Source organism: Idiomarina sp. OXR-189 (assembly GCF_034373425.1).
Taxonomy (GTDB): Bacteria; Pseudomonadota; Gammaproteobacteria; order Enterobacterales; family Alteromonadaceae; genus Idiomarina; species Idiomarina zobellii.
This window is the reverse complement of record NZ_CP139706.1, coordinates 786,193-812,309: the sequence shown is the minus strand read 5'-3', so window position 1 is coordinate 812,309 and position 26,117 is coordinate 786,193. Positions and strand designations below refer to the sequence as shown.

Here is a 26,117-nt window from a genome sequence, read left to right as displayed (position 1 = left end):
TTAACCCAATGACCGCAGCAGCGTGTCAAAGATGGTTTGCGAGGTACTGATAATTCGGGCCGAGGCGGTGTAGGCCTGCTGATACTGGATCAGGTTGGCGGCTTCTTCCTCTAAATTAACCCCGGACTTGGATTCGTACAAAGCTTCGGTTTGGCCTTTTACGGCTTCTGCCGAGTCGCGCAATACACGGTTTTGGCTGACGCGGCTACCAACGTCGGACACCAGGCGACCGTAACTTTCGTTAAAGGTCATAGTCGGTTCAGCTTCTTCACCGCCATCGCGACGCACTAATTGCTGACGCTGCAGTTCGGTTAAGCGTTGGCCGTTACTGTTATCGTCAAAGCCGTTGCGGTTGTATTCAATACGGAATGAATCGCCGGCTGCCGGTTCGCCGACCACGTTAATGTCGTAGTCCGGCTCGGTAGTGATTGCCGGCCCGGTATTATCGTATACCTGCTGAATAATATTATCTAAATTGGTGGTGGTTAGGGTGTCACCAATTTGGTTGCCGTTCGCATCGTTCAGTCGCAACTCATACTGATCACCGGTAACATTCAATACTTCAATTTCTGCCGGCGAGGTCACCAGCAAGCCATCATTAGATGCATTGTAATAATCATCCGGCACGTTAACCTGGCTTAACTCAATACTCGACGCACCCTCGTTATCAATGTCATTGATTACGCGAACCGGACTCGCCAGTGCCAAATCTTCCGGGCGGCGAATGACAAGTTCAATTTCTGAAGCAGCGCTTTCGGCCGGCTTCACCAAGAAAGTGTCACCGTCTTGCATGGTGCCACTGCCCATATTCACGGTAATGCCCAGTTCAACGATATCGGTACTGGTATTAGGGCCGCCGGCAAAAAACACCTTATCAGCACCATCAGCCTGGGTACCGTCAGTTTCCAGCGGCACGGCATAATACTGGCCGTCTTCAAAACCAATTTCGATATTCTCGGACGGGAACGAGGCGCTGTTGCCTTCCAGAATACCGACTGTCACGCTCTGGTTACCGGTATTTTTATTATTCGGGAAGCCACTGGCTTCGGTGCGGCTTAAATCAAACAGCTTCTGACCCAGCTGGTTGTCCAGATCCATGCCCTTGGTGTTTTGTGTATTCAGCGAATCGGCGATACGCACCGCTAACTGGCCCAGGCGTTGCTGGGTCGGCATTAAAACCTTATCGCGGTAATCCAGGTAACCCCCAACTGAGCCGCCAACCTCGTCAGTTTTGACAAAGAACTCGCTAACGTTACCGGTACTGTTACGTTTTTGCAGCGCTAGCTCCAGGCGTTCGGTATTGGGGTTTGATTTTACCGCCACGGCGTTAAAACGACCGTTTTCCAGCACTAGTGGTTGGCCGTTTTGTAGGTTAACAGTAACCGCTCCATTTTTAGCTTCCACAGTCTGAAACTCGACAAGCTCGGATAATTGCAATAATTGATCGTCACGCTTATTTAATAATGCGTTAACGTCGCCGTTATCCAAGTTACGCGTCGAGGTAGTGGCGATACGCTTGTTTAACTCGCCAATATTCTGAGCAATTGAGTTAATACGGTCGGTTGATAGCGTCAGCCTATCGTTGATGATTGCTTTTTGATCATCCAGGTACGACGAAAAATCGTCGAATTTGGTGACCATGGCGTCGGCTTCAGCAATCACCAATTGGCGTGCGGTAACAGAGCCCGGATCGTTATTAGCGTCTTGAAGAGTGTTGAAAAAGCTCTCGATTGTCGAGGCTATATTAGTCGTACTATCACCCAATAGAGTGTCCAGTTGCTCTGCCTGTTCTAAGTTAGCTTCATAAAAGGCGACGTTCGAGGTGTCGGTACGTAACTGACGCGTGGTAAATTGGTCAATCATACGCTCGACACGTACGCGCTCAAGACCACCAAACTGGCTTTCGACGTACTCAGTACGCTCGCGCACATAGCTGGGAGTATTGGCATTATTAATATTTTTACTGGTTGTCTGCAGACTCTGCTGATGGGACAGTATGCCGTTTTTACCAATGTTTAATAAGTCAAAACTCATCGATGTTTCTCCAGTCACTCTGTGCCCTTTATCGGCACTGAGTGAATAATGTTTAGTTCAAGCGGCAATTTTTTGCCGCCTACTGCAGCCGCCTTAAATAGACTTATCTGCAAATGCCGGGTTATTTAACACCGACTGAATTTTCTGTGCGTACTGTGGATCTGTCGCATAGCCTGCTGATTGCAGGGCTTCGGCGTACTGCGCCGGGTCATCAGCCACTTTTAGTGCCTGCTGATAACGCGGATGCCCTTTTATGAAATCAACATAGTCCTGCAAGCTCTGTTCCACGTTAGGGTATGAGCGAAAAGCAGCACGCTCTTTGCTGGCAACATCACCGTCAAACTCCAATGTACTGACATGAGATTTATCCCCTGCCCAGCGCTGGTCGGCTTTTATATTGAATAAGTTATTGCTTGAGCCGCCATGCTGGCCCGGCACTAACCGTTGACCCCACCCGGTTTCCAGGGCTGCTTGAGCAATAAGCGCATTCGGGTTCAGTCCATGATGTTTCGCTATTTTCTCAGCATGCGGCTTAAGCGCTGCGACAAAGCTTTCTGGACTGGTAAACTTCGCTTCACCGTCGCTTAACTTAGCGGTATTAACGCGCTTACTGCCGTAATAAAGTCCGGCATCGACACCACCGTGCTCACTCAGGCGCTCCGCTCTGTTTTTCATACGCGGGTCATCTAAGTTCGCTCCGGAGCGGTTCTGATGCCCATGCTGGTAGCTGTCGTCACCGCCGAGCTGCTTCACCATCAGTTCAGCCAAGCCTAATGACCCCTGATTGGACAATTCCGACGTCAGCTGTTGGTCGTACATATCGCGGTACATTTTGGTGTAGCGGCTGTCCAGCATGTTGCCTTCTTCAAACACGGCGTTGGCTTTACGCATACTGCCCATGACCATATTCAGGAAAATGGCTTCGAACTGCTGCGCCGCCTCCATTAAGGCTTGCTTGTCATCCGGGTTAAACGCACGCTCACGCAAGCCATTCAGGCTGTGCGTGTCCATGGCTAATTCAGCTTGTTTGAATTGTGCGTTTGAGCTTGTCATATCAGCCTCGGCTTAAATAACAATGAGTTCGCCGCTAAGCGCGCCAGCTTGCTTCAGAGCTTCCAGCACGGCAATGATGTCGCCTGGTGCCGCACCAATTTGATTCACAGCACGAACCAGATCATTCAGCGTTGTGCCGGGCTGGAATACAAACATACGAGCGTCGTCTTGGTTCACATCAATAATCGACTGCGGCGTCACTACAGTTTCACCGCCACCAAACGGATTCGGTTGATCGACGTTCACGTTTTCGGAAATAGTCACCTGCATGTTGCCGTGCGCAACAGCGGCTGGTCGTAGCTCAACATTCTGACCGACCACAATAGTGCCAGTGCGAGAATTCACAATAACTTTAGCCGATGCAGACGCTTGCTGAACTTCTAAATTTTCCAGCGTGGACATATAACTCACGCGCTGATTCATATCACGCGGTGCACGAACACGAACCGAAGTTGCATCCACAGCCTGCGCAGCGCCTTCGCCTACTAAACTATTAATGGTCTGAGCCATACGCTTGGCGGTGGTAAAATCGGACTGATGCAAATTAAAGGTAAAATAGTCTGACGAACCAAAAGACGTACGCACTTCTCGCTCAACAATACCGCCGCCGGGAATGCGGCCAACGGTTGGTGTGTTTATCACAATGCGCGAGCCATCATTACCTTCAGCCCCCAGGCCACCAACAATCAGGTTGCCTTGAGCGACAGCATAGACTTCACCATTCGCACCTTTTAAGAAGGTTTGAAGCAGGGTACCCCCGGTTAAACTGTCGGCACTGCCCACGGAGGACACCGTCACATCAATTTTCTGACCGGGTTTCGCGAAGGCCGGCAAGTCAGCATGCACCGCAACGGCCGCCACATTATCAATTTTGGGTCGCTCATTAGCGGGGACATTAATACCAAAGTTACCCAGCATAGTGCGGAAAGTTTGGTCAGTAAACGGGGTTTGCTCGCCCGTTCCCGGCAAACCAACAACTAAACCATAACCTATTAGCTGGTTGTCACGAATACCCTGCACCGATGCAATGTCTTTAATACGAGATGCCTGCACGGGTGCTACCAACATCGAGACTAAGCACAGGGTTAAGGTAATTAGTTTTGCTACTTTCATGCCCAACTCCTTAGAACGGCCAAATTGGACTGTTGAAGAAACGTGTTAACCAGCCCTGCTCCTGCACTTGGGCAAGGCTGCCCGTGCCTGAGTATTCAATACGTGCATTGGCAACACGAGTCGATGGAATTTGGTTAGCTGCAGTTATGTCCCGTGGCCGGATCATGCCGGTTAAACGAATGTACTCGTCGCCGGTATTAATGCGCATCCACTTCTCACCACGCACTATTAAGTTGCCATTCGGCAGTACTTTTATCACCGTCACAGTAATTTCACCGGTAAGTTGATTGCTTTGATCCGAACTGGCGTCGCCATTAAAGTCCCGCGTTCCGTTAATGCCAGCAGACAACGGGTTGCCTCCAACGGTAATATCCCGTCCAAACATTGTTGGCGCACCAAGCTCTGCCGTGCTTTCTTTAGAGGTTTCAGTCGTTGCCGTTTTACTGGCGGTTGTCTGCTCCTGCAGGGTCACCGTAATAATGTCGCCTAAGCGACGCGCTTTTATGTCTGAGTACAGGTTGTCTGCGTACGCATCCTGAAATAGAGACCCCGTTGGCACGACCGGCTGTGCACGCTCTTCCGGCAATACCGGTGCGTAGTAAGGGTCATCCGGCATTGGCTTATGCGGTGAGCTTGCACAGCCCGTCACCGCTAAAATTGCTAAAGTTGCTAATAAGTAACGCATCACAGCCACCTGTTATTGATTATTAAAGTTGCTGGGTGACGAAGCTCAGCATTTGGTCAACCGAGGAAATCACTTTTGAGTTCATCTCGTAACCACGCTGACTCTCAATCAGGTTGACCAGCTCTTCAGTCACGTTGACGTTAGAGGTTTCCAGAGCCCCCTGAATGGTGTTACCCATACCATCAACACCTGGCACAGCCTCAAGTGGTGCGCCGCTGACCGCTGTCTCGCGATACAGGTTTTGACCCATAGGCTCTAAACCCGCTGGGTTAATGAAGTTGACCAGGTTAATTTGGCCGACCACAACGTTGTCCGGGTTACCGGGCTGAGTTACCGTCACTTCACCTTCCTGAGAAATGCTGACTGACATAGCGTCTTCAGGAATTTGAATAGCCGGCTCTAACGTATAACCGTTACCCGAAGTCACCATCTCCCCCTCTTCGTTCAGTGAAAACTGACCGTTACGCGTGTAGGAGATAGTTCCGTCCGGCATCAAAATCTGGAAGAAACCTTTGCCGTCAATCATCACATCCAGCGAGTTGTCGGTCGTTTGCACATTACCTTGAGTGTGCGATTTTTGCGTCGCAACAACTTTGGTACCGGCGCCGACCATAAGGCCATTCGGTAACTCGGTGTCCTGAGCAGACTGGCCGCCCGGCTGGTTAATGTTTTGATACAGCAAGTCTTCAAACACCGCGCGACTTTTCTTGAAACCAACGGTGCTTGAGTTCGCCAGGTTATTTGAAATGACCGAGATATCGCGTTGCTGCGCATCCAGTCCGGTTTTACTGATCCATAATGCTGGGTTCATGTTATGTCTCCTCTATACGCCATTAATGAAAGTTCGACTAACTGATGCGCATCAGCGACTCTGAGCGCTGCGCATTTTCATCGGCGGTTTTCATTAATTTGACGTTCATTTCGTATTGGCGCTGCAGAGCAATCATGCTTGTCATTTCTTCGACGCTGTTGACGTTGCTGCTTTCCAGAGCACCAATTTGTAATTTAACGTTGGCATCGGCTAGCGCGACTTGGTCATCTTTCAGCTTGAATAAACCATCCGTGCCTTTCTCGATATTGCCATTTGGCGGGTTCACCAACTTGATACGGCCTATCACTTCCATAACATTTTCCGGTGCGCCCATAGGACGAATGGACACATTACCGTTAGAGCCTATTGTCAGCTTGTCGACAGGTTGCGGCACAAAAATAGGACCGTTGTCACCAATAATGGTGTTGCCTTTTGAGTTTTTAAGAAGGCCGTCGGTACCCACTTCCAGGCTGCCATTTCGGGTGTAGCGCTCATTGCCGTTTTGATCCTGAACGGCTATCCAGCCCTGGTCTTTTATGGCAACATCCATATTGCGGCCGGTGGTTTGCAGCGCACCTGCGGCAAAGTTCTGCCCAGGGCTTTCCGTCATGGCAAACACCCGGGTTGGCAAGCCTTCGCCAAACGCCTGCATAGATCGCGCTTGTTCCAAATCCGCCTTAAAACCGTCAGTGTTTGCGTTGGCAAGGTTATTTGCCCGCACCGACACCGCATTCATGTTTTCTTTGGCGCCGCTCATGGCTATCCAGAGCATTTTGTCCATAGCTGACCTCCAGCCAAAATTTTGTCGTTTTCGATCGTTATCTTAGATAATGCAGATTCCGTGCCAAGAACGAAAAAAGACGCCCGAAGGCGTCTTTTGTTTTACATTTCCCAGTTAACTCAATTATCGAATCTGTAGGATAGTCTGGTTAATCGTGTTATTCACTTCCAACGAACGCGAGTTTGCCTGGAAGTTACGTTGCGCGGTAATCAGATCCACCAGCTCTTTAGTGAGGTTTACGTTAGAGTTCTCCAGTGCTGACGATTCAATCGCACCAAAGGTTCCTGAATTCGCCTGGCCTGCTAATGCTTCACCTGATGCACTGCTTTCCTTCCATGACGTACCGCTAACCTGCGTTAGACCTTGCTCATTGGCAAAACGTACCAAGGCTACCTGGCCTAAATAGCGAGTTTCGCCGTTAGAGTAGGTCGCGGCAATACGGCCATCTTCTGCAGTATCTACTTGTGTCAGTCGACCAACAGTGCTGCCATCTTGCTCAAGAAAGTTCACTTCAAAGTCTGAGGCGTATTGAGTTGGAGTTAAGTCACCCTCCGGGCTATTAAAGTTAATGTCTACCGACTGGTTGGCACTAGCCCCATTCGTATAGGTACTGCCGACCTTAATTGTCGCATCCCCAAAAGTTCCCAACGTTGGATCAAAGGATGCAGATGCATTGCTTGGACTACCATCCGAACCAAAAGCAACACGAATTCCGTTATAAGGGCCACCACCTCCAAAAGCAGCTGTAGGCTCTGCTTGTGAGCCGGGAATAACAAATCCAGCATCATTTAACTGTTCAACATCAACTCCATTTCCGTCAACAGTCGCATAAATATCCCAGTAACTATTGCCGTCACTAGGCACTTGTGCTGCAGGAGGGTTCTGCCCGCCCTCACCTGCATTCCGTTTTACATAATAAGTCGTCATCACGTGAGATTCACCTAATGAATCATATATCGTTGTGGAGGTAGACGAAGTAAAACTGTTAGGGTCTTCTGGGTTAAATTCTCTTCCTTCTATGTAGCTTGGATCACCGACAAAATTCGTTTCAGCTGAAATACCCTCGCTTCTTGAATCTACATTAAATGAGACATTAACATTTTCTGTTAAATTTGGAGCTCCCGCAGTATCAGGAATGCGAATGGGCTTTGCGGTAGCCAAGCTGGTTGACTGGTTGGAGCCAGTAGTTTCGTTTACTGGAAATCCCATTAAATAATTTCCATTATTATCAACCATATAACTATCATTATTTAATTTAAAAGCACCAGAGCGAGTAAAGTTAAAGTCTTGGTCTCCAACTTGTGATGCAGTAGCAAAAAATCCGTTTCCGCTAATAGCTAAATCGAGCGCATTTTCTGTAAATTCCAATGTCCCCTGACTGAACTGCTGTGCAACGGATGCGGTTAGGACACCATCGCCCACCTTGGCTTTACCTGAGTTAAAGATGCTTGTCGCATAAACGTCAGCGAATTCAGCTCTAGATTGTTTAAAACCCGACGTCTTGACGTTTGAAATATTATTAGCAGTTACATCTAAATCTTTTTGAGATGCATTGATACCGCTGAGTGCAATACTAAATGACATAAGTCACCTCACTTGTTAACTAATTTCAGAGACATCGGAAAGCTTGATGCCACCTAATCCTTTAAGGTTCAGAACAACGCCTCGCTCACCGCCCGTACTGACGCTCTGGACACGCGCATGCATTTGTAATGGAAGCTCTTCGGTTTGTCCGCCAACGGTCGCGTTCACCGAAAATGAGTAATTACCGGCCGGCGCTTGTTCGCCGGTTGTCGTGGTTCCGTCCCACTCAAACTCTTTGGTGCCTTCCGGCATATCGCCCAGGTTAAGGGTTTTCACCACCGCACCGGTCGAGTCCTTAATGTTAATTTTCACATTCTGAGCGGTTTGCGGCGTGGCTATCATCCCCGACACACCTGCACCTTCTTCCAGGTTTGCCTGATCAGTCGGAACCAATACTTTGCGCCCAACCATAGTCGAAGCCTGCAATGCCTGGTTTGATGTCATGTCTTCCGCAAACTGGTCAAAACGCTCAGACATTCCGGTAATACCTTCCGCCATGGTGAAGCTGGTCATTTGAGCAATCATCTGATCATTCTCAACCGGCTTGGACGGATCCTGCATATTTAACTGCTGCGTCAACAACTTGAAGAAGTCTTCCTGCTCAAGCTTTTGCTGCTCGTCAGGGTCAGCGTATTTCGCGCCTTCGTCCTTCTTCCATTTCATGCTGTCGATGTAGGAGTTATTGCTTACGCCTTCCATTTGTTATCTCCTGCTTACCCTTGACCCAAGCGTAGTAAACGCTGCGTCATTGTTTTGGCTGTATCCGCTACCTGAACGTTGGTCTGATATGAGCGGGATGCCGAAATCATGTTCGCCATTTCTTCCATGGTGTTAACGTTCGGCTTATAGATGTAGCCATTTTCGTCCGCCATGGGGTGGTTTGGTGCGTACTCAACCTGCAAAGGGTCATTACTTTCAACAATGCCCAGTACCTTGACGCCTGCCGCTTGTCCAGCCTGCGTCTGGTTGGTCAGGCTGTTACCACGGTAGTCGCCCTGCGCGTCGGCCAGCGCCGTAGCAAAGACCGGGTTACGGGCACGGTAAGTTTCATCGATACTGCTGCTGACCGAGTTCGCGTTCGCCAAATTACTGGCAGTGGTGTTCAGTCGCACTGACTGAGCACTCATTGCCGAACCGGTCACGTTAAAAATATTAAATAGGCTCATTGTTTTTCACCTCACCTACTGTCCGCCGCCGAGGGCTTTCTTCACACCGCTAATGCGTCCGTCAAGAAAGTTCATGGTCATTTCGTATTCCAGTGCATTCTGTGCATACAAGTTTTGTTCCAACTGTACATCAACGGTATTACCGTCACCGGTATCAGGTTGATTCGGCACGCGAAACTTCTCTGTGCCCTGCGGCTTTATTTCAACGTTGAAGTGCTTTTCGTGGGTGCGCGCCATTTTGTGCGTTTCAATGCCGCGCTGTGCCTGTTGCAGAGCTTGCTGAAAATCCAGCCCTTTGGCCTTGTAGCCGGGGGTGTCTGCGTTTGCAATGTTATTGGCAATAAGCTCCGCACGCTGGGTACGTATACCCAACGTGTGTTGCTGTATTCCCATAATTTTATCCATGGAAAGTGCCATTTTTTTGTCTCCACAGTGTTCGATGGTGAAGACAATGCAGATATCGTGCCAGAATTTCCGACAGATATTTTTGAAAAGTAGGCTAAGGGGCGTCGTTACTTACGACGATAGATAATACCGGGGTTGCAGCGAATCATCTCGAAGTCATCGGTTAAGCCTGAAATAGACTCCGATGCGCCAAGAATGAGATAGCCGCCCGGGTTTAATGATTGCCGGAATTGGGCAATAATTTTCCGCTTTACTTCCGGGGAGAAGTAAATAAGCACATTGCGGCAAAAAATAACATCGAACTTGCCGAGTAATGAATAGCTGTCCAATAAGTTCAGGTGACGAAAGTGGATATGTGTTTTTAAGTTATCTCTGACCTTCATCGAACCTGGCTTACTGCCGTCAGTGAAATACTTTTGACGACGCTCTGCGGATAAGCCACGCGCTAGTGCCAAACTGTCGTATTCACCAATACCACACTGCTCTAATACCTTATTGGAAATATCCGTGGCGGTCACTTTAATGCCACCTTTTAGAGCACCCGGATTTTTGGCCTTAAATTCGTCATAAGTAATGGCAATAGAGTACGGCTCTTGCCCAGACGAACAAGCCGCTGACCATATTTTTAAAGGCCCGGTGTGGTTTTTGTATTCAGCAAAAATACGATCGTGCAGAATTTGAAATGGGTAAGTGTCGCGAAACCATAAGGTTTCATTAGTGGTCATGGCGTCAATAACCGCCGCCCTCAGTGCGCGTTCACTAATTTTCATAGAGCGCTTTACCAACTCTGACAACGAGTCAATATTAAAGCGCCCCATTAACGGGCTGAGCCGGCTTTTAACCAAGTACAGTTTACTCTCGCCCAGTACAATACCGCACTGGTGCTCCAGGAACTGACGAAACTCTTGGTATTCCGATAAACTTAATTCGCGATTCGACACGTTATATTAACTGCTACTCTTTAAATGGTTACTTCGGTATTAAGCCATTTTTGAACGGCTGTCGCCAGCTCATCGGGATGAAATTTTGCAATAAAATCATCGGCGCCGACTTTCTTCACCATAGCCTGATTAAAGACGCCACTCAATGATGTATGCAAAATAACATGAATATCGCGTAAATCGGGGGCAGCTTTTACCTCAGCGGTTAATGTATAGCCATCCATCACCGGCATCTCTACGTCGGACACCATAACAGGTACGTGGGTATGTACATTGCCGCCCAGCTCTTTTGCTTTCTCTTTTAAATACTCAAGCGCTTCTTTACCGTTTTTCTTCACTTCCAGGTTAATACCCAGCGACTGAAGCGCGCGCTTAATTTGGTTGCGTGCTACTGAAGAGTCATCGGTAATAAGAATAGTGAGGTCTTCTTTGGCCACATTGACTTCTGCATTGGCCACTTCTTCACTAACGTCCGAGTTAACCGGCACTATGTCAGCCAAAATACGTTCAACGTCAATTATTTCAACCAATTCATTTTCGATTTCGGTGACCGCTGTCAGGTAAGCGTCGCGCCCGGCCCCTTTCGGCGGTGGCATTACGTCTTCCCAATTAATATTCATAATGCGATCAACACCACCCACCAGGAAGCCCTGAACGGTTCTGTTGTATTCAGAAATAATGACGAAGCGGTTTTCAATGTCGGTGATAGCCGGCCCACCGGTTGCCATACTCAAATCGATAATGGAAATAGCCTGGCCACGAATATGTGCAACACCTCTGACTAACGGGTTGCGCTGCGGCATTGCCGTTAACTTTGGACAAGGTAGAACTTCTCTTACCTTAAACACGTTAATACCGAAACGTTGTTTACCCGTTAATCTGAACAACAATAATTCCAGCCGGTTTTGTCCGACCATTTGTGTGCGCTGATTCACTGAATCGAGAATACTGGCCATGCTTCACTCCTGTAATATGGCAGGCTACCTTACTTCGGCACGGTATTTGCTTAAACCACTACCAGCAAATATTTATTGGTGACGCCGCCGAACTTTTGACGTTATACCGTTTTTTTCGGCAGGCAGCCAGATAACCTTAGTAGATAACGTCAGGATATTTTTATGATAGTACGTAAATCGCTGCTGATCAGTTCGATTTTTGCAATAACGACCTTATTTATTGGTCTGAGCCCAAATCACGCACAAGCGCAAGGTAATGACGTACGCCTGGATTATAAGGCATTACAGACTCTGGCGCATGACTTTGTGCGCTCAAGAGTCAGAGCGCCTGAAAATGGTCGCATTGATGTTGTTGCCAATAATCTCGACCCAAGAATGACGCCTAAACGCTGCTCAGCAGCACCAGATGTTGGCTTGGCGAGCAACGCGCGCTTAGACGGCTACACAACCGTTGAAATTAAATGTGCGACGGCAAATGGGTGGCGTACTTATGTACCGGTCAGAATTTACCGTTACAAAAATGTCGTGACGGCGTCCGGCCCCATGACTCCGGGTCAAATGATTAGCGAAAGCGATTTAACGTTTGCCGAAGTGGACTTAAACCAAATACGCTCTAATGTTTACACCGAGAAGGAACTATTGGTTGGCGCTCGCGTCAAAAAGCGCATTGGTGCGGGACAGGCCATTCGAGCGACTGACACCTGCCTTGTTTGTGAGGACCAAACGGTTACAATAGTAGCTCAAAACAAGGCGTTGAGAATTACCGCTGACGGAAAAGCGTTAGCTGACGGTTTAAAAGGCGAGTCAGTTGTTGTAAAAAATGCCCGCTCAGGCAAATCGATAGAGGCTGTTGTGACAGGGCTTAACGAGGTTACCGTCAACCTTTAAAATACTTTACAAAAAAGTGAATTTTTTAGTTAAGTTTTTTCGGATATGGTCGATAAGTAACCGAGACTTACTATCTAGCGAGGCAACACAATGGCTATTAACATCAATAATGCTGGATTGAAAAACACCAGTATCGATAACAAATCAAGCAATCGCCAGGTTCAAAACGGCCAGGCGGGTAATTCTGCATCGGTTTCTCAAAAAGGCGGTGACGCGGTTTCCTTGACCAGCGAAGCCCAACAACTGGGTGGATTGCAGGAAAAGGCCATGAACAGCAGTGGTATCGACCAAGCTAAAGTGGACAGAATTAAAGCAGAAATTGAAAACGGCTCATACAAAATTAATGTTGAGCAGTTAGCGTCCAAGCTGGCTCAGTTTGAGTCAGACCTGTTTGCAGGCGGTAACGACGAGTAATGACGGAAGTAGCGTCGGTAAACCAATTGCTTGATGACATGGCGGAGTCGCTAGATAGGCTGGCTTTGCTGCAACAGCGCGAGCTAAATGCCATTGTCGAACGCGAGCATGCCGACGTTCCTGCTATTACTTCAGAAAAAGAAAAAGCTCTGGCCGAAGTGACACGCCTCGACACTTTGTTGTCAGAGCACCCCGACAAAGACACTTTGAAAGAAGACGCGCAGTTAGCCGCTGCGGTTGAGTCCATTAAGCAAACCCTCGCCAATGTTCAACACCAAAACCAAGTCAATGAACGCGTAGTTCAGTCGACGCTGAACAGCATTGACCAACTCAAGCAAAGTATTTTACAGTCAGCCCGCAAAGACTCTCTTACCTACAACAGTAAAGGCAAAATTCGTTAAAGAATTCTGCGTTTCAGCCGTTATAACGATTAGTACGTTTTAGTCCGTAGGGGTCGTTATGACAAAGCAAATTTTGACACTGGGTATTGTCCTTTCATCAATGGTTTTAAGTGGCTGTGCGGCTTATAACAACTTGGTGTACGATCAAAAGCACGTCGAATGGGAAACTCAAACGCCTGACACCTTTCCGGTATTAAACGCGGTTGGCTATGCGCCTATTGAAAAGCAATCAGGTGATTCGGCTCAAGTGAAAGACCTAAACGCGATGCGCGCCTCTAAGCTGGCTGCGTATCGCGAACTTGCGGAACAAGTGTATGGGCAACGAATTGCCGGCAGCAGCTCGGTGGAAGACTGGGCGTTGAATAACGATAGCTTTCAGGCATCGGTTGACGGTGTTATTCGCGGGGCCGAAGTCGTGAAAACCTACACCGTTGGCGAGTATTACGCGACGGAATTGCGTTTAGACTTTGAGAAAGTACACCGCTTGTATCAAAGCACCAACCGCCAGCAAAAAGTAAAACGTGTTGTTTATTATTAAGCAAAGCTTTTAAGTTAAAATTTGGCAGGGTTCTTGCATTTTATTTCAGAGAAAGCCTCAAAGACCGACAATAAATCGACACTTTGGATAAGACTGGGATACAACACATGAACTGGAAGACCTTGCTTTTACTCGCGTCACTTATTTTTCTTGCGTTTCCAAGCGACGCTCGCTGGATTGAAGCTCAAGGTACGGCGCGTATTGTGAATGGTGATGTCGAAAAGGCGCGCCAGCAAGCCATTGAAAACGCCCTTCAACAAGCTCTCCTCTCTTCTGGTGGCAGTATCAGCAGCATTCAGCAGGTGGTTGATGGCGTCCTGAGTAACACAGAAACCCAGTGGACCAGTCGTGGCGATGTCGATCAAGTTTCTATCGTGCGAGAGGAAGTTCGGGACGATCGTGTCGTGGTTTTACTACGCGCAGACATTTGGAACCGCGAGGGCGAATGCGCCCGCAGTAGCTATAAAAACTCCGTCACTATTGTGCCGTTTGAGCTGCGCGACCGCGCCCATGGTACCTGGGGCCAAATTTGGGATATCGGCGAAGTGTCTGCTGAGCGCTTTTCGCGCACACTAGGTGGCGTCGGCAGTCAAATTCATATTGCCCACACCTTACAACGTCACGCGGGCCTAAACGACGCATTAAGTGGCCTGAATCTGGAAGAACTGGGGCGTATGGCACGTAGTTTAGGACTGGCTAACGACAGTCAGTTCGTCGTGTTTGGCTTGTTTGACGACTTAGCTATGATGAATACCGACTCCGGCTGGCTATGGTCTTCAACGCCCGATCGCCACTATGCATTGACCCTATATTTAATGGATGCCAGCACAGGGCAACTTGTAACTCGCGCTCGAGTCGAAGACACTCAGCCCTGGACATTTGATCGCTCCGCCACCGTCGACGTGGCAACCGCAAACTTCTGGGACGAACCTTTTGGCGCCGCTCTCGACAGTGGCTTAGAAGACCTGGCCGGTGGCGTGAAAGAAAAACTGGTTTGTAAGCCAGTGCGCGGCCGCGTTATTGCCGTTGATGAGAAGACCGTACAGTTTAATTTAGGTCAGCAACATGGCGTTAAAGTAGGCGACAAATTAAAGGTCCTGCACCCAAGCCACTTTACCGATGACCAAGGTCGTTTTCGCCAAAAATGGGAAGTCAGCCAGTTTGAAGTGGAAGTGCAACAAGTTCAGCAAAGCACAGCAGTGGCTCAGTTAACCGGCAGCAATATGTTGCATAATGTACAAGTCAGAGACTGGGTTGTTCCCATTGACTAGGGGATGAAACCGCTCGCCGGTTCTGGCATAATTCGCGGCACGTCCCCGTAGCTCAGCTGGATAGAGCAATTGCCTCCTAAGCAATAGGTCGCAGGTTCGACTCCTGCCGGGGACGCAAGCCAACTCAGCCACGAATAAAAGGTATTTTCAGTAGGCCCCAAATTTTAGTTGTCACTGTCTGGTCTCGGTATTCCTTCAGACCAATATCAATGTTGTCTGAGCCCGCTTTAGGTGCGGGAGTGAAACTTTTGAAGAGGTGGTCCCACCAAGTCACACTAAACCCGTAATTGCTGTTGGTTTCTTCTTTTTCGACACTGTGGTGAATGCGATGCAATTCTTGAGTAATTAAAACTTTTCGCACTGTTTTTTCTAAAGGCTTGGGCAGGGCCACATTGCCATGGTTAAACAACGAACAGGCATTCAGAATAATCTCAAACACAATAACAGCAACACCCGGTGCACCTAGAGCGATAACCGCAGCGGCTTTAATAAAAAAGCTCAAAACAATTTCTACCGGATGGAAGCGCAAACCGGTCGTCACATCGAAGTCAGGGTCCGCATGATGTACCCGATGCAGTCGCCATAACAAAGGCACCCGGTGAAACAGCCGGTGCTGCCAGTAAATAGCAATATCGAGCGCAAGAATGCTTAATGTCACAACCAGCCAAAACGGCGCACCGCTTGCTATTGCACTATGAAACAAACCCCAACCATTGCTCGCAGCCCATACCGCTACGCCAGTTAAACCAATGGGGGCGATAACTCTTAAAAGCACGGTATCAATAACCACAATGCCTAAGTTTGCCGGCCAGCGCTGCTTACGGCTGTAACGCGACCGGCGTTTAGGCGACGCATATTCCCACAACACCATGAGAATAAGCACAACCACAAATACGCTAAGTCGCCAGGCTGTCTCAGACATTGTCAGCCGCTCCCTTTTTTTAAGGTTCGGTAACCCGCCACAATGCGGGTTATTGCTGTTATCCAACAGGCCGCGGCAAATATATACGCCAACACAGCAAAATGCTGAGGCCACAGACAAAATGAGACAAACGCCAGTATGGTTTCAAAACCTTCCGTTAAACCGCCCATATAGTGCAGTGACTTATTGGGGTAGGAAGGGTTCTCGATTCCCCGCTTCCCCGCCACGCTGGCAAATGCCAAAAACGTAGACCCCGTGCCCATAAAGGTCACCAGTAGCACTCCGGCTGCTACGGCGTGCTGCTCCGGAGATGCCAGTAAAAAACCAAACACCACCGCACTATAGAAAATAAAGTCGAGCACAATATCGATATAACCACCGGCATCGGTCAGTTGCGTTCGTCTGGCGACGGCCCCGTCGAGACCGTCGGCCAGCCGGTTCAGTAAAATAGCAATCAGCGCTGCCGTATAGTGTTCCAAAGCCAATAGCGGCACAGCCAGTAACCCAACCACAAACCCGGCCACCGTGACTTGGTCAGCCGTTACGCCCAGCCGCACCAGTAGTCGGGCTGGAACATCCAGTACAGCACGAGTTACGGGTAATAATTTAGGATCAATCATCCACTATCTCTTTGTCTTCATTCACCGTTAAAATACGCCCATGAGCGTCAGTGCGATCATGCGTGACCAACAGCGTGGGTATCTTGTTTTCGTTCAACTGTTTGAAGGTCCAGTCTCTTACTTCTTCTTTCAAGTTAGCATCAAGTGCCGAAAACGGCTCGTCCAACAACATGGCTTTTGGCTCTGCCAGTAACGCGCAAAGTAACGAAATTCGGGAATACTGGCCGCCACTTAAGCTATGCGGGTAGTGGTTCCATTTGTCGTTTAACCCCAGCGTGCTCAGCATGGACATTGCTTTTTCAGCTTGCGCTTTGCGATTGAGGGTTGAGCGAGGCTTTTGTGCGAACAGGCAATTCTCGGCCACTGTCATATGCGGAAACAAGCCGCCTTTTTGAAACATCATACCAATTCGTCGTTGCGCTACTGAAAGCTGACCAATGTCATTGTTGTTTAGCGTCAGTTCACCCTTTACGCTAAAGTCCGCTAACGGCTCACCGAGAACCCAGCGCAGTAAGGTCGATTTACCCACGCCGCTGGGACCCATTAAGGTCACCACTTCTCCGGGTTTTATGTCCAGGCTATTGAGTCGAAGCAACAGCCTGTTTGAGGAGCCTGTCATTTCGGAGAAAATAACCAAATTACGAATAGTCAGCATAGCGTTCCGCTTTTGTTTTTTTGCCTTTTAAACCTGTATTCAGCAGGCCTACACTCATAAACACAATAAGTGGCACTATAGTTTGCAACAACGCATAAAGGCTGCCAATACGCCAGTCACCGCCACTGGCAACGCTGACGGCTTCTGTCGTTAATGTCGGTGTCAGCCCCTGCCCCAGCCATTGAGTCGGCAAATACTGCGCAATGCTCACCGAAAAAGCGATCGCAAACGCCGTTGCCAACGGAGTTTTCAACATAGGTAGCATAACTTTCCACCAAGCTTGCCGCGCGGAATACCCTAAGCTTTGGGCTTTTATCAACCATTGCTCGTCAAACTGAGTATAGGCACCGTGTAACACTAAATACGCATAAGGCACTGTGTATACCGTATGTGACCAAGCGACCCACATAACATTCCAGCCCTGCGTAAGGTGCTCACCAAGCATCATCTGCCAGCCAAGAACTAACGGCACTTGTGGAACGAATAACGCAATTAGAACCCAGGCGTTTAAAGAGCGCTTCTGTTTTTGTTCGCGTTGATGTTGAAGCAGCACGACCGCAAAAATAACACCCAATAAAGCACTGGTTAAGGCCAGCCAAATACTATTGAACGAGGGCTCCGTGAGGTAATGCCATTCGCTCTGCCAGCGGTTCAAACTCAGAGCTTCTGGCATGAGTGTCGGATAAAACCAACTTGACGCTGCACTTTGCAGTATGAGCACAACAATTATCGCGAGTGACAAAAAACCAAAGGCTATCCAAGTGATTTTTGCGGCTTTATCGGAAAATGTCGTTTTCGACCATTGTTTTCTTAACGCTTTGGTAAGCGCCCACTTACGATACAAACCAGAATGTAAGCTATTAAGAAACAGCAGCAGTACCGCGATAACCATAAGGGCCCAGGCACCGGTTACGGCCTTACTTTGACTTTCCGGTGAAAACTGGAACGTCCATTCATAGACGCGCTGCACCAGCAATGCTTCGGTGTTACTGCCCACCAGCAGTGGAATATCGACCACCGACAACGAGTAAATAATAACGGCAGCCATAGGCAAGGTTAAGCGCTTTAACAGCTCTGGCGTAACAACCCGCCACCACGCCTGCCGCTGACTGTAGCCGTAGCTTTGTGCCTGAGTCAGCCAGGAGCTGGCAGGCACTTGTTTTAACTGGGCGGCTATCATCAGCAGCAAAAATGGCAGCTCTTTTAATACCAGGACTACCATAACGGTAATCACGGACTTTTCCGGTAAGGGCCAGCCTTGCGGTGGAAACGGTAACAGGCCGGTGATACCCTCAACTACGCGAATAAGCCATCCGGAAGGACTGAATAGCAGCATAAGTCCAACGGCAAACGCCACATGAGGTACCGACAATACCGGTGAAAGCAACTGTTGCAGCCTGGGGCGCTTTAATAACCCAGGCGCCAGCCACAACGCCAAATAGCAAGCCATTAACGGAGCCACAATAGCGACCAGCAGTGTCGACACTAACGTCGCGCGCTCACTCAAAATAGTATAAACAGCGTTGTTGGTTATGCCCGAGTCTGTGCTAAAAGACGAAAGCAACAGCAGCATTAAGCCACCGCCGACAGGTAACACAATGAAGGCAAACTTAATGGCTACTGATAGCGCTCGGACCATTGCTGCTCCAAATACGACTGCCAACTGGCGTGAAAGTCATCGGTTGACGGTAACAGCTCTGTTTGCTGACTGGTTTCGTAAGTTTTCAGTAACTGCGGCGCTAAAACGGAAGGATCTCCCCAGCGGTTAGTATCTGCTTTGCGACGCTGCGCTTGCACAGACAATAAAAACTCAATGACTTGTTTCGCGAGCTTTGGATTCTGTGCTGTTTTGGGAACGGCTAAATAATGCGTGTTGGTCATAGCTCGATCAGATAAAGTGTACCGCTGAACTCCGGCTGGCAAGCGTCCCTGGTTGACTAAGGTTCTGTAGTCATTGGGATTAAAGCTTACCGCCATAACCAGCTGCCCATTAGCTAAATAAGACACTTGTTCGCCGGCGGATGACGGAAAGTTGTCCCCCTGTTGCCATAATAGCGGATGAAGTTTGTCGAGGTAGTCCCAGAGCGGTTGAGTGATCTCTTCTGCATTAACGGACGCTACCGGTTGCTGAAATACTGACCGCCTCTCGGGGTAGAGCGATAATAATAAAGACTTCAGAAATGTTGTACCATGAAATTCCGGCGGTTTTGGGTAACTGATTCGGCCTTTATTATCCTGTGCGGCACGCAATAGTTCTTGTGCACTCACGGCTTCTGTTTCAAACACTCCGGGCCGAGCTATGAGGTTAAACTGACCTACCCCCCAGGGAACTTCCAGTCCATTCACCGGCTCTCCAAAGTCGGTTTGCCAATTGAGCTCCGGGTTAATGTGCTGCATACCTTTAATATCTTCAACAATGGGCAGCAGAGCATTAGCTTTTTTTAGGGCGTGGAAATTCTCACCGTTAATCCAAATAATATCAGCATTGGAATAACCATTAATTAACTGCTTAACCACTTCTGAGGCGTCAGCAATTTTGTTGTGTCTAAGCTGAATACCTTCGGCTTCTAACTCCTGTTGCGCCCAGCGTAAGTAACTATTCACTTGCGGTGAACCGCCCCAGGCATAAAAGTTCACTACTTCGGCTTTTGCCTTGGATGTGCCAAATAGAGTTGTGCCAAATAAAGTCAAAAGAACAAGAGTAGTTAAAGCGAGTACCCGCATATTAACTCCGGCGCCAGCGATGGAACTTCTCCACCCATGCTAACAGCTTCTGCGGCGCATTGGCGCGTTTCCATTCGCCCGCCACATACTTATTAGCTTCGGCCAGTGTCGGGTAACTGTGAATGGTACCCAGTATTTTATTCAGCCCAATACCATGTTTCATAGCCAATACGTATTCCGCTAAAAGTTCACCTGCCTGAGGACCAACAATGTTTACACCTAATATCTCATCTTTACCCGGTTTGGTTAGTACCTTCACTCGACCATAAGCACTGTCATCAGCTATGGCGCGATCGAGCTCACCAATATCGTACTCGGTAACTTCATACTCTTTATTCGCTTTTTTAGCCTGCTGTTCGGTTAACCCAACGTTAGCAACTTGCGGCGACGTATAAGTCACCCAGGGAATAACGGAATAGTCAGCTCTGAAGGTTTTGAACGGGTCAAACAGCGCATTAACTGACGCATACCAGGCTTGGTGCGACGCAACATGAGTAAACTGGTACGGCCCGGCGACATCGCCACAGGCATAGATATTCGGAAAGTTCGTTTGCAGCAATTGATTGGTTCCAACCGTTTTATTGGTTTGCACGCCCAGCTCTTCAAGCCCGAAACCGGAAATGTTTGGTTGCCGGCCTAATGCTATTAGCACCTTATCGAAGGCTATAGCCACCTCTTTATCGTTATGTTCAGCAATAAGAACAGATTCATTCCCTTTCTTCTCAAAACGAATGGCCTTGTGGTTTAACTTGATATCAATGCCTTCATGAACCAGACGTTGCATTAATAACTCAGCCGTGTCTTCATCTTCCGGTCCCATTAAGCGATCAGTCATTTCCACCTGCGTTACCTGGCTGCCTAGCCGTTGAAAAGCTTGGGAAAGCTCACAACCAATAGGGCCTCCGCCCAATACCAGCAAGCGTTTAGGCAGCTCTTCTAAGTCCCACAAGGTATCCGACGTTAAATAGCTGACTTTATCCAAGCCCTCAAAGTTAGGGACTAACGGCTTGGCCCCAGTAGCAATAATAATGCTGCGAGTGGTTATGCGCTTGGTTTCACCGTCAGCCGTTACTTCAACCTCCCACGGCGAAAGGATTTTTGCAGTGCCTTGTTCGACACTCACCCCAAGCTTGGTATAGCGCTCGACTGAGTCATGCGGTTCTATGTCGTTAATAACTGACTGCACCTGATGCATCACCTGCTTAAAGTCGACACTCACCTCACCCACACTGACCCCCGCATTGCCTGCATTGCGGGCGTTATGCGCCAGCTCTGCAACGTGCAATAACGCTTTAGATGGCACACACCCTGTATTTAAACAGTCGCCCCCCATTTTATGCTTTTCAATAAGGGTCACTTTGGCTTTTACCGCCGCCGCTATGTAAGCACTGACTAACCCAGCCGAGCCCGCACCAATAATCACCAAGTTATTGTCGAATGACTTCGGCTTTTTGTAGCCTTTAAACGCTTTACGACGCTTAAGCAAACTGAGAATAAATTTAGCAAGAATAGGCATTATGCCTAGGAGCACAAAAGCACCAATTAAGTCAGCCGATACCACATCGCCTAAACTGTTGATTTGCGCTAACTGCGTACCGGCATTGATGTAGACTGCCGCGCCTAGCAACATTCCCACCTGACTGACCCAGTAGTAAGTCCAGGCTTTTATCGGGGTAAGTCCCATAACCAGGTTAATGACAAAAAACGGGAAAATAGGCACTAGTCGTAGACTCAGAAGATAAAACGCCCCGTCGCGCTCAATACCGCGGTTTATGGCGTCAAGGCGCTCACCAAACTTATCCTGCACCCAGTCCCGGAGAATAAAGCGAGCACTTAAAAACGACAGAAAAGCACCGAGCGAAGCGGCAAAGCTAGCCAACAACAGGCCCCAGCCAAAACCGAAAATAGCTCCTGCCCCCAAAGTTAAAACGGTCGCCCCCGGCAGAGAAAGCGCCGTAGAAATAACGTAAATGGCGAAGTAAATGGCAAATACTTTGAACGGGTGCTCTGCAAAAAGTTGATTCAGTTGTTGCTGCTTTTCTTTAAGCACATCAAGCGATAAATACTGGGTTAAATCGAACGCAAATGCACTAATAAACAGCGCAACAATAACCAACAGCAACAACAGCTTTTTCAATGACATTTGTCTTCCTTAAAACTCGTAATTAACACTCAAACGTGCATGTGCCGGTTGTGACGGAAAGGCCAGCGTTGCGCCAAAATAACCACCTTCAAATACTGGTGACCAGTTGTCTTGATCGGTCGCATTAAATACATCCAGGCGGAGGTTCAGTTGCTCATTAAAGCGGTAGCGAGTATTCAGATTTAATGTGTGCTGATCGCGAATAAAAACGGTCTGTAAGTAATCTAACGGATAATGTTTGGTATAGCTTAAATCGCCGCCAACCGACCACTTATCCGTAATACTCCAGCCCGCAACAATCGATGCCTGCACTTCTGGTATTCCCTGCAACTGCTGGTTCGACGCCGGGAATAACGTAAAGTTTGGCGAGCCTACGCCTGTACCTTCAATAATATCGGGACGCGAATTGTCAAACGCATCCGCCACCTGCCGGGTTCCCTGCGACGCTGTGGAGTTATCCCAACGAGCATCGATATAACTGGCTGCTAAAGTTACCCAATAGCCAGTTTCACTCGCGTAATGCCACTGAGTTTCCAGCCCCTCGGTTCGAATACCACTGTTCGACCCATCGCGGTTACGCAAGCTTCGTTTCTGGTCGAATAATACCGCGTCTGCATACCAGCGCGCTCCGTCTGGTGCGTACTTAACGCCAACTTCGTAAAGCGTGTTTTCAGTCGCGAAGTTCCGCGCATCAATTTCACCGGCAGCGTTTAATGCCGTACCGCCGGCCATAGAATTCGAGGTTGAGTCACTTTCATAAGCCGTTGCGTATAGCGTTAGCTCCGGCGTCCAGTCGTATTGCGTGGACAAACTTATGGCGCTTAACCAGTCATTGTAGGTATCGCTTTTAGCTTTTACACCTTGCGGGGCAATAGGGTCCTCAGCTTTAACATCATAATAGTCAGCTCTTACACCGCCGGTTACACGCCACTTGTCGGTCAGTTCCAGTTCATGCTGTGCGAAAACGCCCCACTGATTAGTCGTTGAGTCAGTAGTGTCTGACAAATTAAAGTCACCCGCCCCGTCACCGTCTAAATCGTACTGTGCACCGGGCGACACAAACAACCCCGGACGCAATTCTATCAGTCGCGCTTGTTGGCTTTGGTTTAACGGAATTCGGCGGTTGTCCAGCGGACCTGTGAGGTCAATAGGGTTGTCCGCTTCGGTGGTAAACTGACTGTATCCCAGCACGTCGTTTATACGCAGGTTAACACCAACTACCGTCTTCTTGTTTATGTGCAGCTCGGTGCGGTTTTCAAAGGTATGCGCATCGTCAATAATTTCAACAAAGCTGTTTTGGTTAATACCCTCGCGGGTTAAATACTGATAATAAGTACGGTTCACCAAAACCAGTTCGTCATTTAGCCAATGCTGAAATTTCGCATGCAGAAGCGCGGTTTCTGCAGTGTTGGTATCAAGCGGATCGGTTAAGGTCGTACTACGGTCTATGCGTACTTCACCGGTTGGGCTAATAACCGCACCAGCCCCCGGAACGCGTGAACCATTCGGTTGCTCGCCCTGTCCGGTAATGTATAAGTTATTATCAATCAAATTTTGAGTCGGGCGGTTAATACCAGCGTTATCTGTCCATTCGACATCGTAATACTCCAGAGAAACATCCAGCTGTGTGTCGTCGTTTGGCGCAAACGTGTAAGCTAACAAAACATCGTCACTACGATGATGGTGGTAATCGTAGAAACTGTCTTCGTCAACGTATTCGGCGCTAATTCTTAAACCCTGCTCGTTTTCTTTTAATATCCAATTATGGTCAACCTGAAAACGATACTGACTCCACTGGCCTAGCTGCGCTTTTACCTGGGTTTCCATGTCATTCAGGCGCGCTGTTTTCGGCTGTAAATTAACAAAGCCACCCACTCGCTGCGACGTACCAAGCATAACCGGCGGAGCGCCTTTAACAACCGCCATGCCCTCTATGGCATTAAATGACATAGGAATACCCAAGCCGTTATTACCTGCCTGACGGCGCATACCTGCTTCATACAGCTCACCTAGCTGACCGCGCAACGTTGGCAATGAGGGATTCCCAAACCCCGCCGCCGCAAAGCTGTTTGGAGCGAACCGCGCAATGTCGTTTAAGTCATTAATCGCAGCCTCTTCCATTAACGACTTATTAATGACGGTAGCCGCACGCGGAATTTCCTGCAGACTTTCTGCCAGACCGAAAAGGCCTTCCGTCGAGTCCTCAGAAGGCAGCACAACCGATGAGGTATCGCGGCCAATAACCTCTATGATTTCGATTGGCTTTTCCTGAGCTGACGCCTGAAAGGCAACTAGAGGTAATACGGCGTACCACCATGTTTTCATCGGCTTTGTCCTTGTTTTTTATTATTAGCCAGATACTACGTAGTTGAGTCTGATTTTGATTAGCCTAAACAAAAAAAGCGCCTGAACAGGCGCCTTTTTAACCAAACTCATTATTATAACTGAAACCTATGATGTTGGCCGTCAGGAAGCTCGATATCCAGTCGAACCTTGCCGCCACCTGCTTCAATATAACGTTTCAAACTCGAAAGCTTTACATCGCGCCCCGGACGTTCCATTTTCGCAATAGTTGGCTGTTTAACACCTAGTGCTTTAGCCATATCATTCTGCGTCTTTTTCATAAGCGCACGAACTTCAGCTAAATGGATATCAAGCAGCATAGCCTCTGCTTTAGCTTCTGCATTGACTACAATATCCTCATTTTCTGTTTCAAGTATTTGCTCTAATGTTCTCGCCATTTCAATTACCTCTCATTAAATCGTCCAAGTGCTTTGAAAACTCTTTGTCAGCTACCGGTATCATTTCTTTATAAAATCGCTTTTCGTTACCTGTCTTTTCACCTGCACATAGCAAAACGGCATCTCGGACAGGATCAAATGCAAAAAACACTCTTATCGGATTACCTTTGCTCTGAACCCGAAGCTCTTTCATATTATGGTGGCAAGAGCCTTTCACCTTATCAGCATAAGGGCGGTTAAGCATTGGCCCCTTTGTTCTCAGCAATATCATGTATGCCAGTACATTTTCCCGATCAATACTATCTAAAGACTCATACCAGTCATCGAACAGATCCGTTGTTCGCACTTGCCACATAAGTATCCTTACTTATTCAACTTTAACCAATAATAGCCTTAATGCTATATTCATTTTAGACTATAGTCAACTTTGACTTTAAACTGCCGCTAGTTCAGGGGAAAGATCACACCGCTAAATTACATTGACCCAAACCGTGGTTAGTGACGTAATAGCAGGCAACATTATTAAGAGGGTGTCGTTATGAAAGCGTTACACGGTTTGTTTATTCTTTTTGGTTTTCTGTCAGTTATATTACTGGCTGTGTCCGGACCTTTATATAAAAGTGGTACCGCTGATTTAGGTACCGCATTCTTAATGCTACGCTGGGCGCTTTATATTGGTGCTGCGACGTTTGTACTGAATATTATTTGGTATTTTATTCGTCGGCCTAAGGGGTTAGTCGCAGGTCTGAGCGGTTTAGCCATTGTAGCCGGGGGGATTTCCGTTTACATGCCATTTAGCCAATATTTGAAGGCCCAAAGCGTGCCCCCTATTCACGACATTACCACCGACACACAAAACCCACCGGAGTTTGTTGCTATTGCTCCACTTCGCGCCGAAGCGTCCAACCCTGTTGAATACGCCGGCGAAGAAACCGCAATACAACAACTGAAAGCTTACCCTGAACTGACCACTTACGAAGCATTAGTGTCACCTGCACAATTGTTCGAAGCAGCCTTGGAAGCTTCTAAAAGCATGGGTTGGGAGATGGTTGAAAGTTCCGAGCAGGACGGTCGCATTGAAGCTACCGCAACAACCACTTGGTTTGGTTTTAAGGACGACGTAGTAATACGCATACGCCCCACCGCAGACGGCAGTGAATTAGATATTCGCAGCAAGTCTCGCGTCGGTCGTAGCGACGTTGGTAAAAACGCGGAGCGTATTCGGGAGTTTATGAGTGAGTTGGAAGCTCAATTGAAGTAGCGCCTTGTGA

27 protein-coding genes and 1 tRNA gene are annotated in these 26,117 nt (G+C 48.3%); 7 read left to right on the top strand and 21 right to left on the bottom strand.

Going from position 1 to position 26,117, the window contains the following annotated elements; all coding sequences use genetic code 11:
* The 12 genes from flgK to UM402_RS03895 form a co-directional block, all read right to left on the bottom strand.
* The gene (gene flgK, locus UM402_RS03950) at positions 1-2,034 is read right to left on the bottom strand and encodes a flagellar hook-associated protein FlgK (RefSeq protein ID WP_058579524.1); all 2,034 of its coding nucleotides are present in this window, start codon (positions 2,032-2,034) and stop codon (positions 1-3) included.
* A 93-nt stretch (positions 2,035-2,127) separates the two neighbouring features.
* Positions 2,128-3,087 (bottom strand): flagellar assembly peptidoglycan hydrolase FlgJ, encoded by a 960-nt coding sequence (gene flgJ / locus UM402_RS03945; protein ID WP_058579525.1) that lies wholly within the window; start codon positions 3,085-3,087, stop codon positions 2,128-2,130.
* A 12-nt stretch (positions 3,088-3,099) separates the two neighbouring features.
* Positions 3,100-4,155 carry a flagellar basal body P-ring protein FlgI gene (locus tag UM402_RS03940; RefSeq protein WP_416182885.1) on the bottom strand — a complete coding sequence of 352 codons (1,056 nt, stop codon included), beginning with the start codon at positions 4,153-4,155 and terminating at the stop codon, positions 3,100-3,102.
* Positions 4,156-4,210: 55 nt separating this feature from the next.
* The gene (flgH, locus tag UM402_RS03935) at positions 4,211-4,885 is read right to left on the bottom strand and encodes a flagellar basal body L-ring protein FlgH (protein WP_053952969.1); all 675 of its coding nucleotides are present in this window, start codon (positions 4,883-4,885) and stop codon (positions 4,211-4,213) included.
* A gap of 22 nt (positions 4,886-4,907) precedes the next feature.
* Positions 4,908-5,696 (bottom strand): flagellar basal-body rod protein FlgG, encoded by a 789-nt coding sequence (gene flgG, locus UM402_RS03930; RefSeq protein WP_053952970.1) that lies wholly within the window; start codon positions 5,694-5,696, stop codon positions 4,908-4,910.
* 37 nt (positions 5,697-5,733) lie between these two features.
* Complete coding sequence (flgF, locus tag UM402_RS03925; protein ID WP_053952971.1) at positions 5,734-6,477, bottom strand: flagellar basal-body rod protein FlgF; 744 nt, start codon at positions 6,475-6,477, stop codon at positions 5,734-5,736.
* A 123-nt stretch (positions 6,478-6,600) separates the two neighbouring features.
* The gene (flgE, locus tag UM402_RS03920; RefSeq protein ID WP_058579527.1) at positions 6,601-8,061 is read right to left on the bottom strand and encodes a flagellar hook protein FlgE; all 1,461 of its coding nucleotides are present in this window, start codon (positions 8,059-8,061) and stop codon (positions 6,601-6,603) included.
* A 15-nt stretch (positions 8,062-8,076) separates the two neighbouring features.
* The gene (gene flgD / locus UM402_RS03915; RefSeq protein ID WP_053952973.1) at positions 8,077-8,760 is read right to left on the bottom strand and encodes a flagellar hook assembly protein FlgD; all 684 of its coding nucleotides are present in this window, start codon (positions 8,758-8,760) and stop codon (positions 8,077-8,079) included.
* 14 nt (positions 8,761-8,774) lie between these two features.
* The gene (gene flgC, locus UM402_RS03910; protein ID WP_058579528.1) at positions 8,775-9,227 is read right to left on the bottom strand and encodes a flagellar basal body rod protein FlgC; all 453 of its coding nucleotides are present in this window, start codon (positions 9,225-9,227) and stop codon (positions 8,775-8,777) included.
* A gap of 15 nt (positions 9,228-9,242) precedes the next feature.
* Positions 9,243-9,644 carry a flagellar basal body rod protein FlgB gene (gene flgB / locus UM402_RS03905; RefSeq protein WP_058579529.1) on the bottom strand — a complete coding sequence of 134 codons (402 nt, stop codon included), beginning with the start codon at positions 9,642-9,644 and terminating at the stop codon, positions 9,243-9,245.
* Positions 9,645-9,739: 95 nt separating this feature from the next.
* The gene (locus tag UM402_RS03900; RefSeq protein ID WP_058579530.1) at positions 9,740-10,573 is read right to left on the bottom strand and encodes a CheR family methyltransferase; all 834 of its coding nucleotides are present in this window, start codon (positions 10,571-10,573) and stop codon (positions 9,740-9,742) included.
* A gap of 20 nt (positions 10,574-10,593) precedes the next feature.
* The gene (locus UM402_RS03895) at positions 10,594-11,529 is read right to left on the bottom strand and encodes a chemotaxis protein CheV (protein ID WP_058579531.1); all 936 of its coding nucleotides are present in this window, start codon (positions 11,527-11,529) and stop codon (positions 10,594-10,596) included.
* Positions 11,530-11,691: 162 nt separating this feature from the next.
* Between UM402_RS03895 and flgA the strand changes: the two genes are divergently transcribed.
* The 6 genes from flgA (at position 11,692) to UM402_RS03865 (ending at position 15,156) form a co-directional block, all read left to right on the top strand.
* Positions 11,692-12,417: a flagellar basal body P-ring formation chaperone FlgA gene (gene flgA / locus UM402_RS03890; protein WP_058579532.1), complete on the top strand. Its 726-nt coding sequence runs from the start codon at positions 11,692-11,694 to the stop codon at positions 12,415-12,417.
* Positions 12,418-12,507: 90 nt separating this feature from the next.
* Complete coding sequence (gene flgM, locus UM402_RS03885) at positions 12,508-12,831, top strand: flagellar biosynthesis anti-sigma factor FlgM (protein WP_058579533.1); 324 nt, start codon at positions 12,508-12,510, stop codon at positions 12,829-12,831.
* Entirely contained in the window at positions 12,831-13,232 is a 402-nt protein-coding gene (locus tag UM402_RS03880; RefSeq protein ID WP_058579534.1) for a flagellar protein FlgN, read from the top strand. The genes flgM and UM402_RS03880 overlap by 1 nt, the downstream gene beginning before the upstream one ends.
* 58 nt (positions 13,233-13,290) lie before the next feature.
* Positions 13,291-13,770 (top strand): LPP20 family lipoprotein, encoded by a 480-nt coding sequence (locus UM402_RS03875; RefSeq protein WP_058579535.1) that lies wholly within the window; start codon positions 13,291-13,293, stop codon positions 13,768-13,770.
* A 107-nt stretch (positions 13,771-13,877) separates the two neighbouring features.
* Positions 13,878-15,041 (top strand): flagellar assembly protein FlgT, encoded by a 1,164-nt coding sequence (locus UM402_RS03870; protein ID WP_058579536.1) that lies wholly within the window; start codon positions 13,878-13,880, stop codon positions 15,039-15,041.
* Between the two features lie 41 nt (positions 15,042-15,082).
* A tRNA-Arg gene (locus UM402_RS03865) sits at positions 15,083-15,156 on the top strand.
* A 9-nt stretch (positions 15,157-15,165) separates the two neighbouring features.
* Here UM402_RS03865 and UM402_RS03860 read toward each other — a convergent pair.
* From UM402_RS03860 to UM402_RS03820, 9 genes are all read right to left on the bottom strand, one after another.
* Positions 15,166-15,963: a sterol desaturase family protein gene (locus tag UM402_RS03860; protein ID WP_058579537.1), complete on the bottom strand. Its 798-nt coding sequence runs from the start codon at positions 15,961-15,963 to the stop codon at positions 15,166-15,168.
* A 2-nt stretch (positions 15,964-15,965) separates the two neighbouring features.
* On the bottom strand, positions 15,966-16,583 hold the full coding sequence (locus UM402_RS03855; RefSeq protein ID WP_058579538.1) for a CDP-alcohol phosphatidyltransferase family protein: 618 nt from the start codon (positions 16,581-16,583) through the stop codon (positions 15,966-15,968).
* The gene (locus tag UM402_RS03850) at positions 16,576-17,238 is read right to left on the bottom strand and encodes an ATP-binding cassette domain-containing protein (RefSeq protein WP_058579539.1); all 663 of its coding nucleotides are present in this window, start codon (positions 17,236-17,238) and stop codon (positions 16,576-16,578) included. Before UM402_RS03850 ends, UM402_RS03855 begins: the two co-directional genes overlap by 8 nt.
* The gene (locus UM402_RS03845; RefSeq protein WP_058579540.1) at positions 17,222-18,877 is read right to left on the bottom strand and encodes an ABC transporter permease; all 1,656 of its coding nucleotides are present in this window, start codon (positions 18,875-18,877) and stop codon (positions 17,222-17,224) included. The genes UM402_RS03850 and UM402_RS03845 overlap by 17 nt, the downstream gene beginning before the upstream one ends.
* Complete coding sequence (locus UM402_RS03840) at positions 18,856-19,962, bottom strand: ABC transporter substrate-binding protein (RefSeq protein WP_058579541.1); 1,107 nt, start codon at positions 19,960-19,962, stop codon at positions 18,856-18,858. Before UM402_RS03840 ends, UM402_RS03845 begins: the two co-directional genes overlap by 22 nt.
* 1 nt (position 19,963) lies before the next feature.
* The gene (gene lpdA, locus UM402_RS03835; protein ID WP_058579542.1) at positions 19,964-22,105 is read right to left on the bottom strand and encodes a dihydrolipoyl dehydrogenase; all 2,142 of its coding nucleotides are present in this window, start codon (positions 22,103-22,105) and stop codon (positions 19,964-19,966) included.
* Between the two features lie 9 nt (positions 22,106-22,114).
* Entirely contained in the window at positions 22,115-24,430 is a 2,316-nt protein-coding gene (locus tag UM402_RS03830; protein ID WP_058579543.1) for a TonB-dependent receptor, read from the bottom strand.
* 113 nt (positions 24,431-24,543) lie between these two features.
* Complete coding sequence (locus UM402_RS03825; protein ID WP_058579544.1) at positions 24,544-24,846, bottom strand: helix-turn-helix domain-containing protein; 303 nt, start codon at positions 24,844-24,846, stop codon at positions 24,544-24,546.
* Between the two features lies 1 nt (position 24,847).
* Complete coding sequence (locus tag UM402_RS03820; protein ID WP_058579545.1) at positions 24,848-25,201, bottom strand: type II toxin-antitoxin system RelE/ParE family toxin; 354 nt, start codon at positions 25,199-25,201, stop codon at positions 24,848-24,850.
* Between the two features lie 183 nt (positions 25,202-25,384).
* Here UM402_RS03820 and UM402_RS03815 point away from each other — a divergent pair, with 183 nt between their 5' ends.
* The gene (locus UM402_RS03815; protein WP_058579546.1) at positions 25,385-26,107 is read left to right on the top strand and encodes a DUF1499 domain-containing protein; all 723 of its coding nucleotides are present in this window, start codon (positions 25,385-25,387) and stop codon (positions 26,105-26,107) included.
* Positions 26,108-26,117 lie beyond the last annotated feature (10 nt).

Bases quoted from the DNA above. Each gene is read 5' to 3' on its own strand.
- flgK (WP_058579524.1), bottom strand. From the start codon at position 2,034: ATGAGTTTTGACTTATTAAACATTGGTAAAAACGGCATACTGTCCCAT.
- flgJ (WP_058579525.1), bottom strand. From the start codon at position 3,087: ATGACAAGCTCAAACGCACAATTCAAACAAGCTGAATTAGCCATGGAC.
- UM402_RS03940 (WP_416182885.1), bottom strand. From the start codon at position 4,155: ATGTTGGTAGCACCCGTGCAGGCATCTCGTATTAAAGACATTGCATCG.
- flgH (WP_053952969.1), bottom strand. From the start codon at position 4,885: ATGCGTTACTTATTAGCAACTTTAGCAATTTTAGCGGTGACGGGCTGT.
- flgG (WP_053952970.1), bottom strand. From the start codon at position 5,696: ATGAACCCAGCATTATGGATCAGTAAAACCGGACTGGATGCGCAGCAA.
- flgF (WP_053952971.1), bottom strand. From the start codon at position 6,477: ATGGACAAAATGCTCTGGATAGCCATGAGCGGCGCCAAAGAAAACATG.
- flgE (WP_058579527.1), bottom strand. From the start codon at position 8,061: ATGTCATTTAGTATTGCACTCAGCGGTATCAATGCATCTCAAAAAGAT.
- flgD (WP_053952973.1), bottom strand. From the start codon at position 8,760: ATGGAAGGCGTAAGCAATAACTCCTACATCGACAGCATGAAATGGAAG.
- flgC (WP_058579528.1), bottom strand. From the start codon at position 9,227: ATGAGCCTATTTAATATTTTTAACGTGACCGGTTCGGCAATGAGTGCT.
- flgB (WP_058579529.1), bottom strand. From the start codon at position 9,644: ATGGCACTTTCCATGGATAAAATTATGGGAATACAGCAACACACGTTG.
- UM402_RS03895 (WP_058579531.1), bottom strand. From the start codon at position 11,529: ATGGCCAGTATTCTCGATTCAGTGAATCAGCGCACACAAATGGTCGGA.
- flgA (WP_058579532.1), top strand. From the start codon at position 11,692: ATGATAGTACGTAAATCGCTGCTGATCAGTTCGATTTTTGCAATAACG.
- flgM (WP_058579533.1), top strand. From the start codon at position 12,508: ATGGCTATTAACATCAATAATGCTGGATTGAAAAACACCAGTATCGAT.
- UM402_RS03880 (WP_058579534.1), top strand. From the start codon at position 12,831: ATGACGGAAGTAGCGTCGGTAAACCAATTGCTTGATGACATGGCGGAG.
- UM402_RS03875 (WP_058579535.1), top strand. From the start codon at position 13,291: ATGACAAAGCAAATTTTGACACTGGGTATTGTCCTTTCATCAATGGTT.
- UM402_RS03870 (WP_058579536.1), top strand. From the start codon at position 13,878: ATGAACTGGAAGACCTTGCTTTTACTCGCGTCACTTATTTTTCTTGCG.
- UM402_RS03860 (WP_058579537.1), bottom strand. From the start codon at position 15,963: ATGTCTGAGACAGCCTGGCGACTTAGCGTATTTGTGGTTGTGCTTATT.
- UM402_RS03855 (WP_058579538.1), bottom strand. From the start codon at position 16,583: ATGATTGATCCTAAATTATTACCCGTAACTCGTGCTGTACTGGATGTT.
- UM402_RS03850 (WP_058579539.1), bottom strand. From the start codon at position 17,238: ATGCTGACTATTCGTAATTTGGTTATTTTCTCCGAAATGACAGGCTCC.
- UM402_RS03845 (WP_058579540.1), bottom strand. From the start codon at position 18,877: ATGGTCCGAGCGCTATCAGTAGCCATTAAGTTTGCCTTCATTGTGTTA.
- UM402_RS03840 (WP_058579541.1), bottom strand. From the start codon at position 19,962: ATGCGGGTACTCGCTTTAACTACTCTTGTTCTTTTGACTTTATTTGGC.
- lpdA (WP_058579542.1), bottom strand. From the start codon at position 22,105: ATGTCATTGAAAAAGCTGTTGTTGCTGTTGGTTATTGTTGCGCTGTTT.
- UM402_RS03830 (WP_058579543.1), bottom strand. From the start codon at position 24,430: ATGAAAACATGGTGGTACGCCGTATTACCTCTAGTTGCCTTTCAGGCG.
- UM402_RS03825 (WP_058579544.1), bottom strand. From the start codon at position 24,846: ATGGCGAGAACATTAGAGCAAATACTTGAAACAGAAAATGAGGATATT.
- UM402_RS03820 (WP_058579545.1), bottom strand. From the start codon at position 25,201: ATGTGGCAAGTGCGAACAACGGATCTGTTCGATGACTGGTATGAGTCT.
- UM402_RS03815 (WP_058579546.1), top strand. From the start codon at position 25,385: ATGAAAGCGTTACACGGTTTGTTTATTCTTTTTGGTTTTCTGTCAGTT.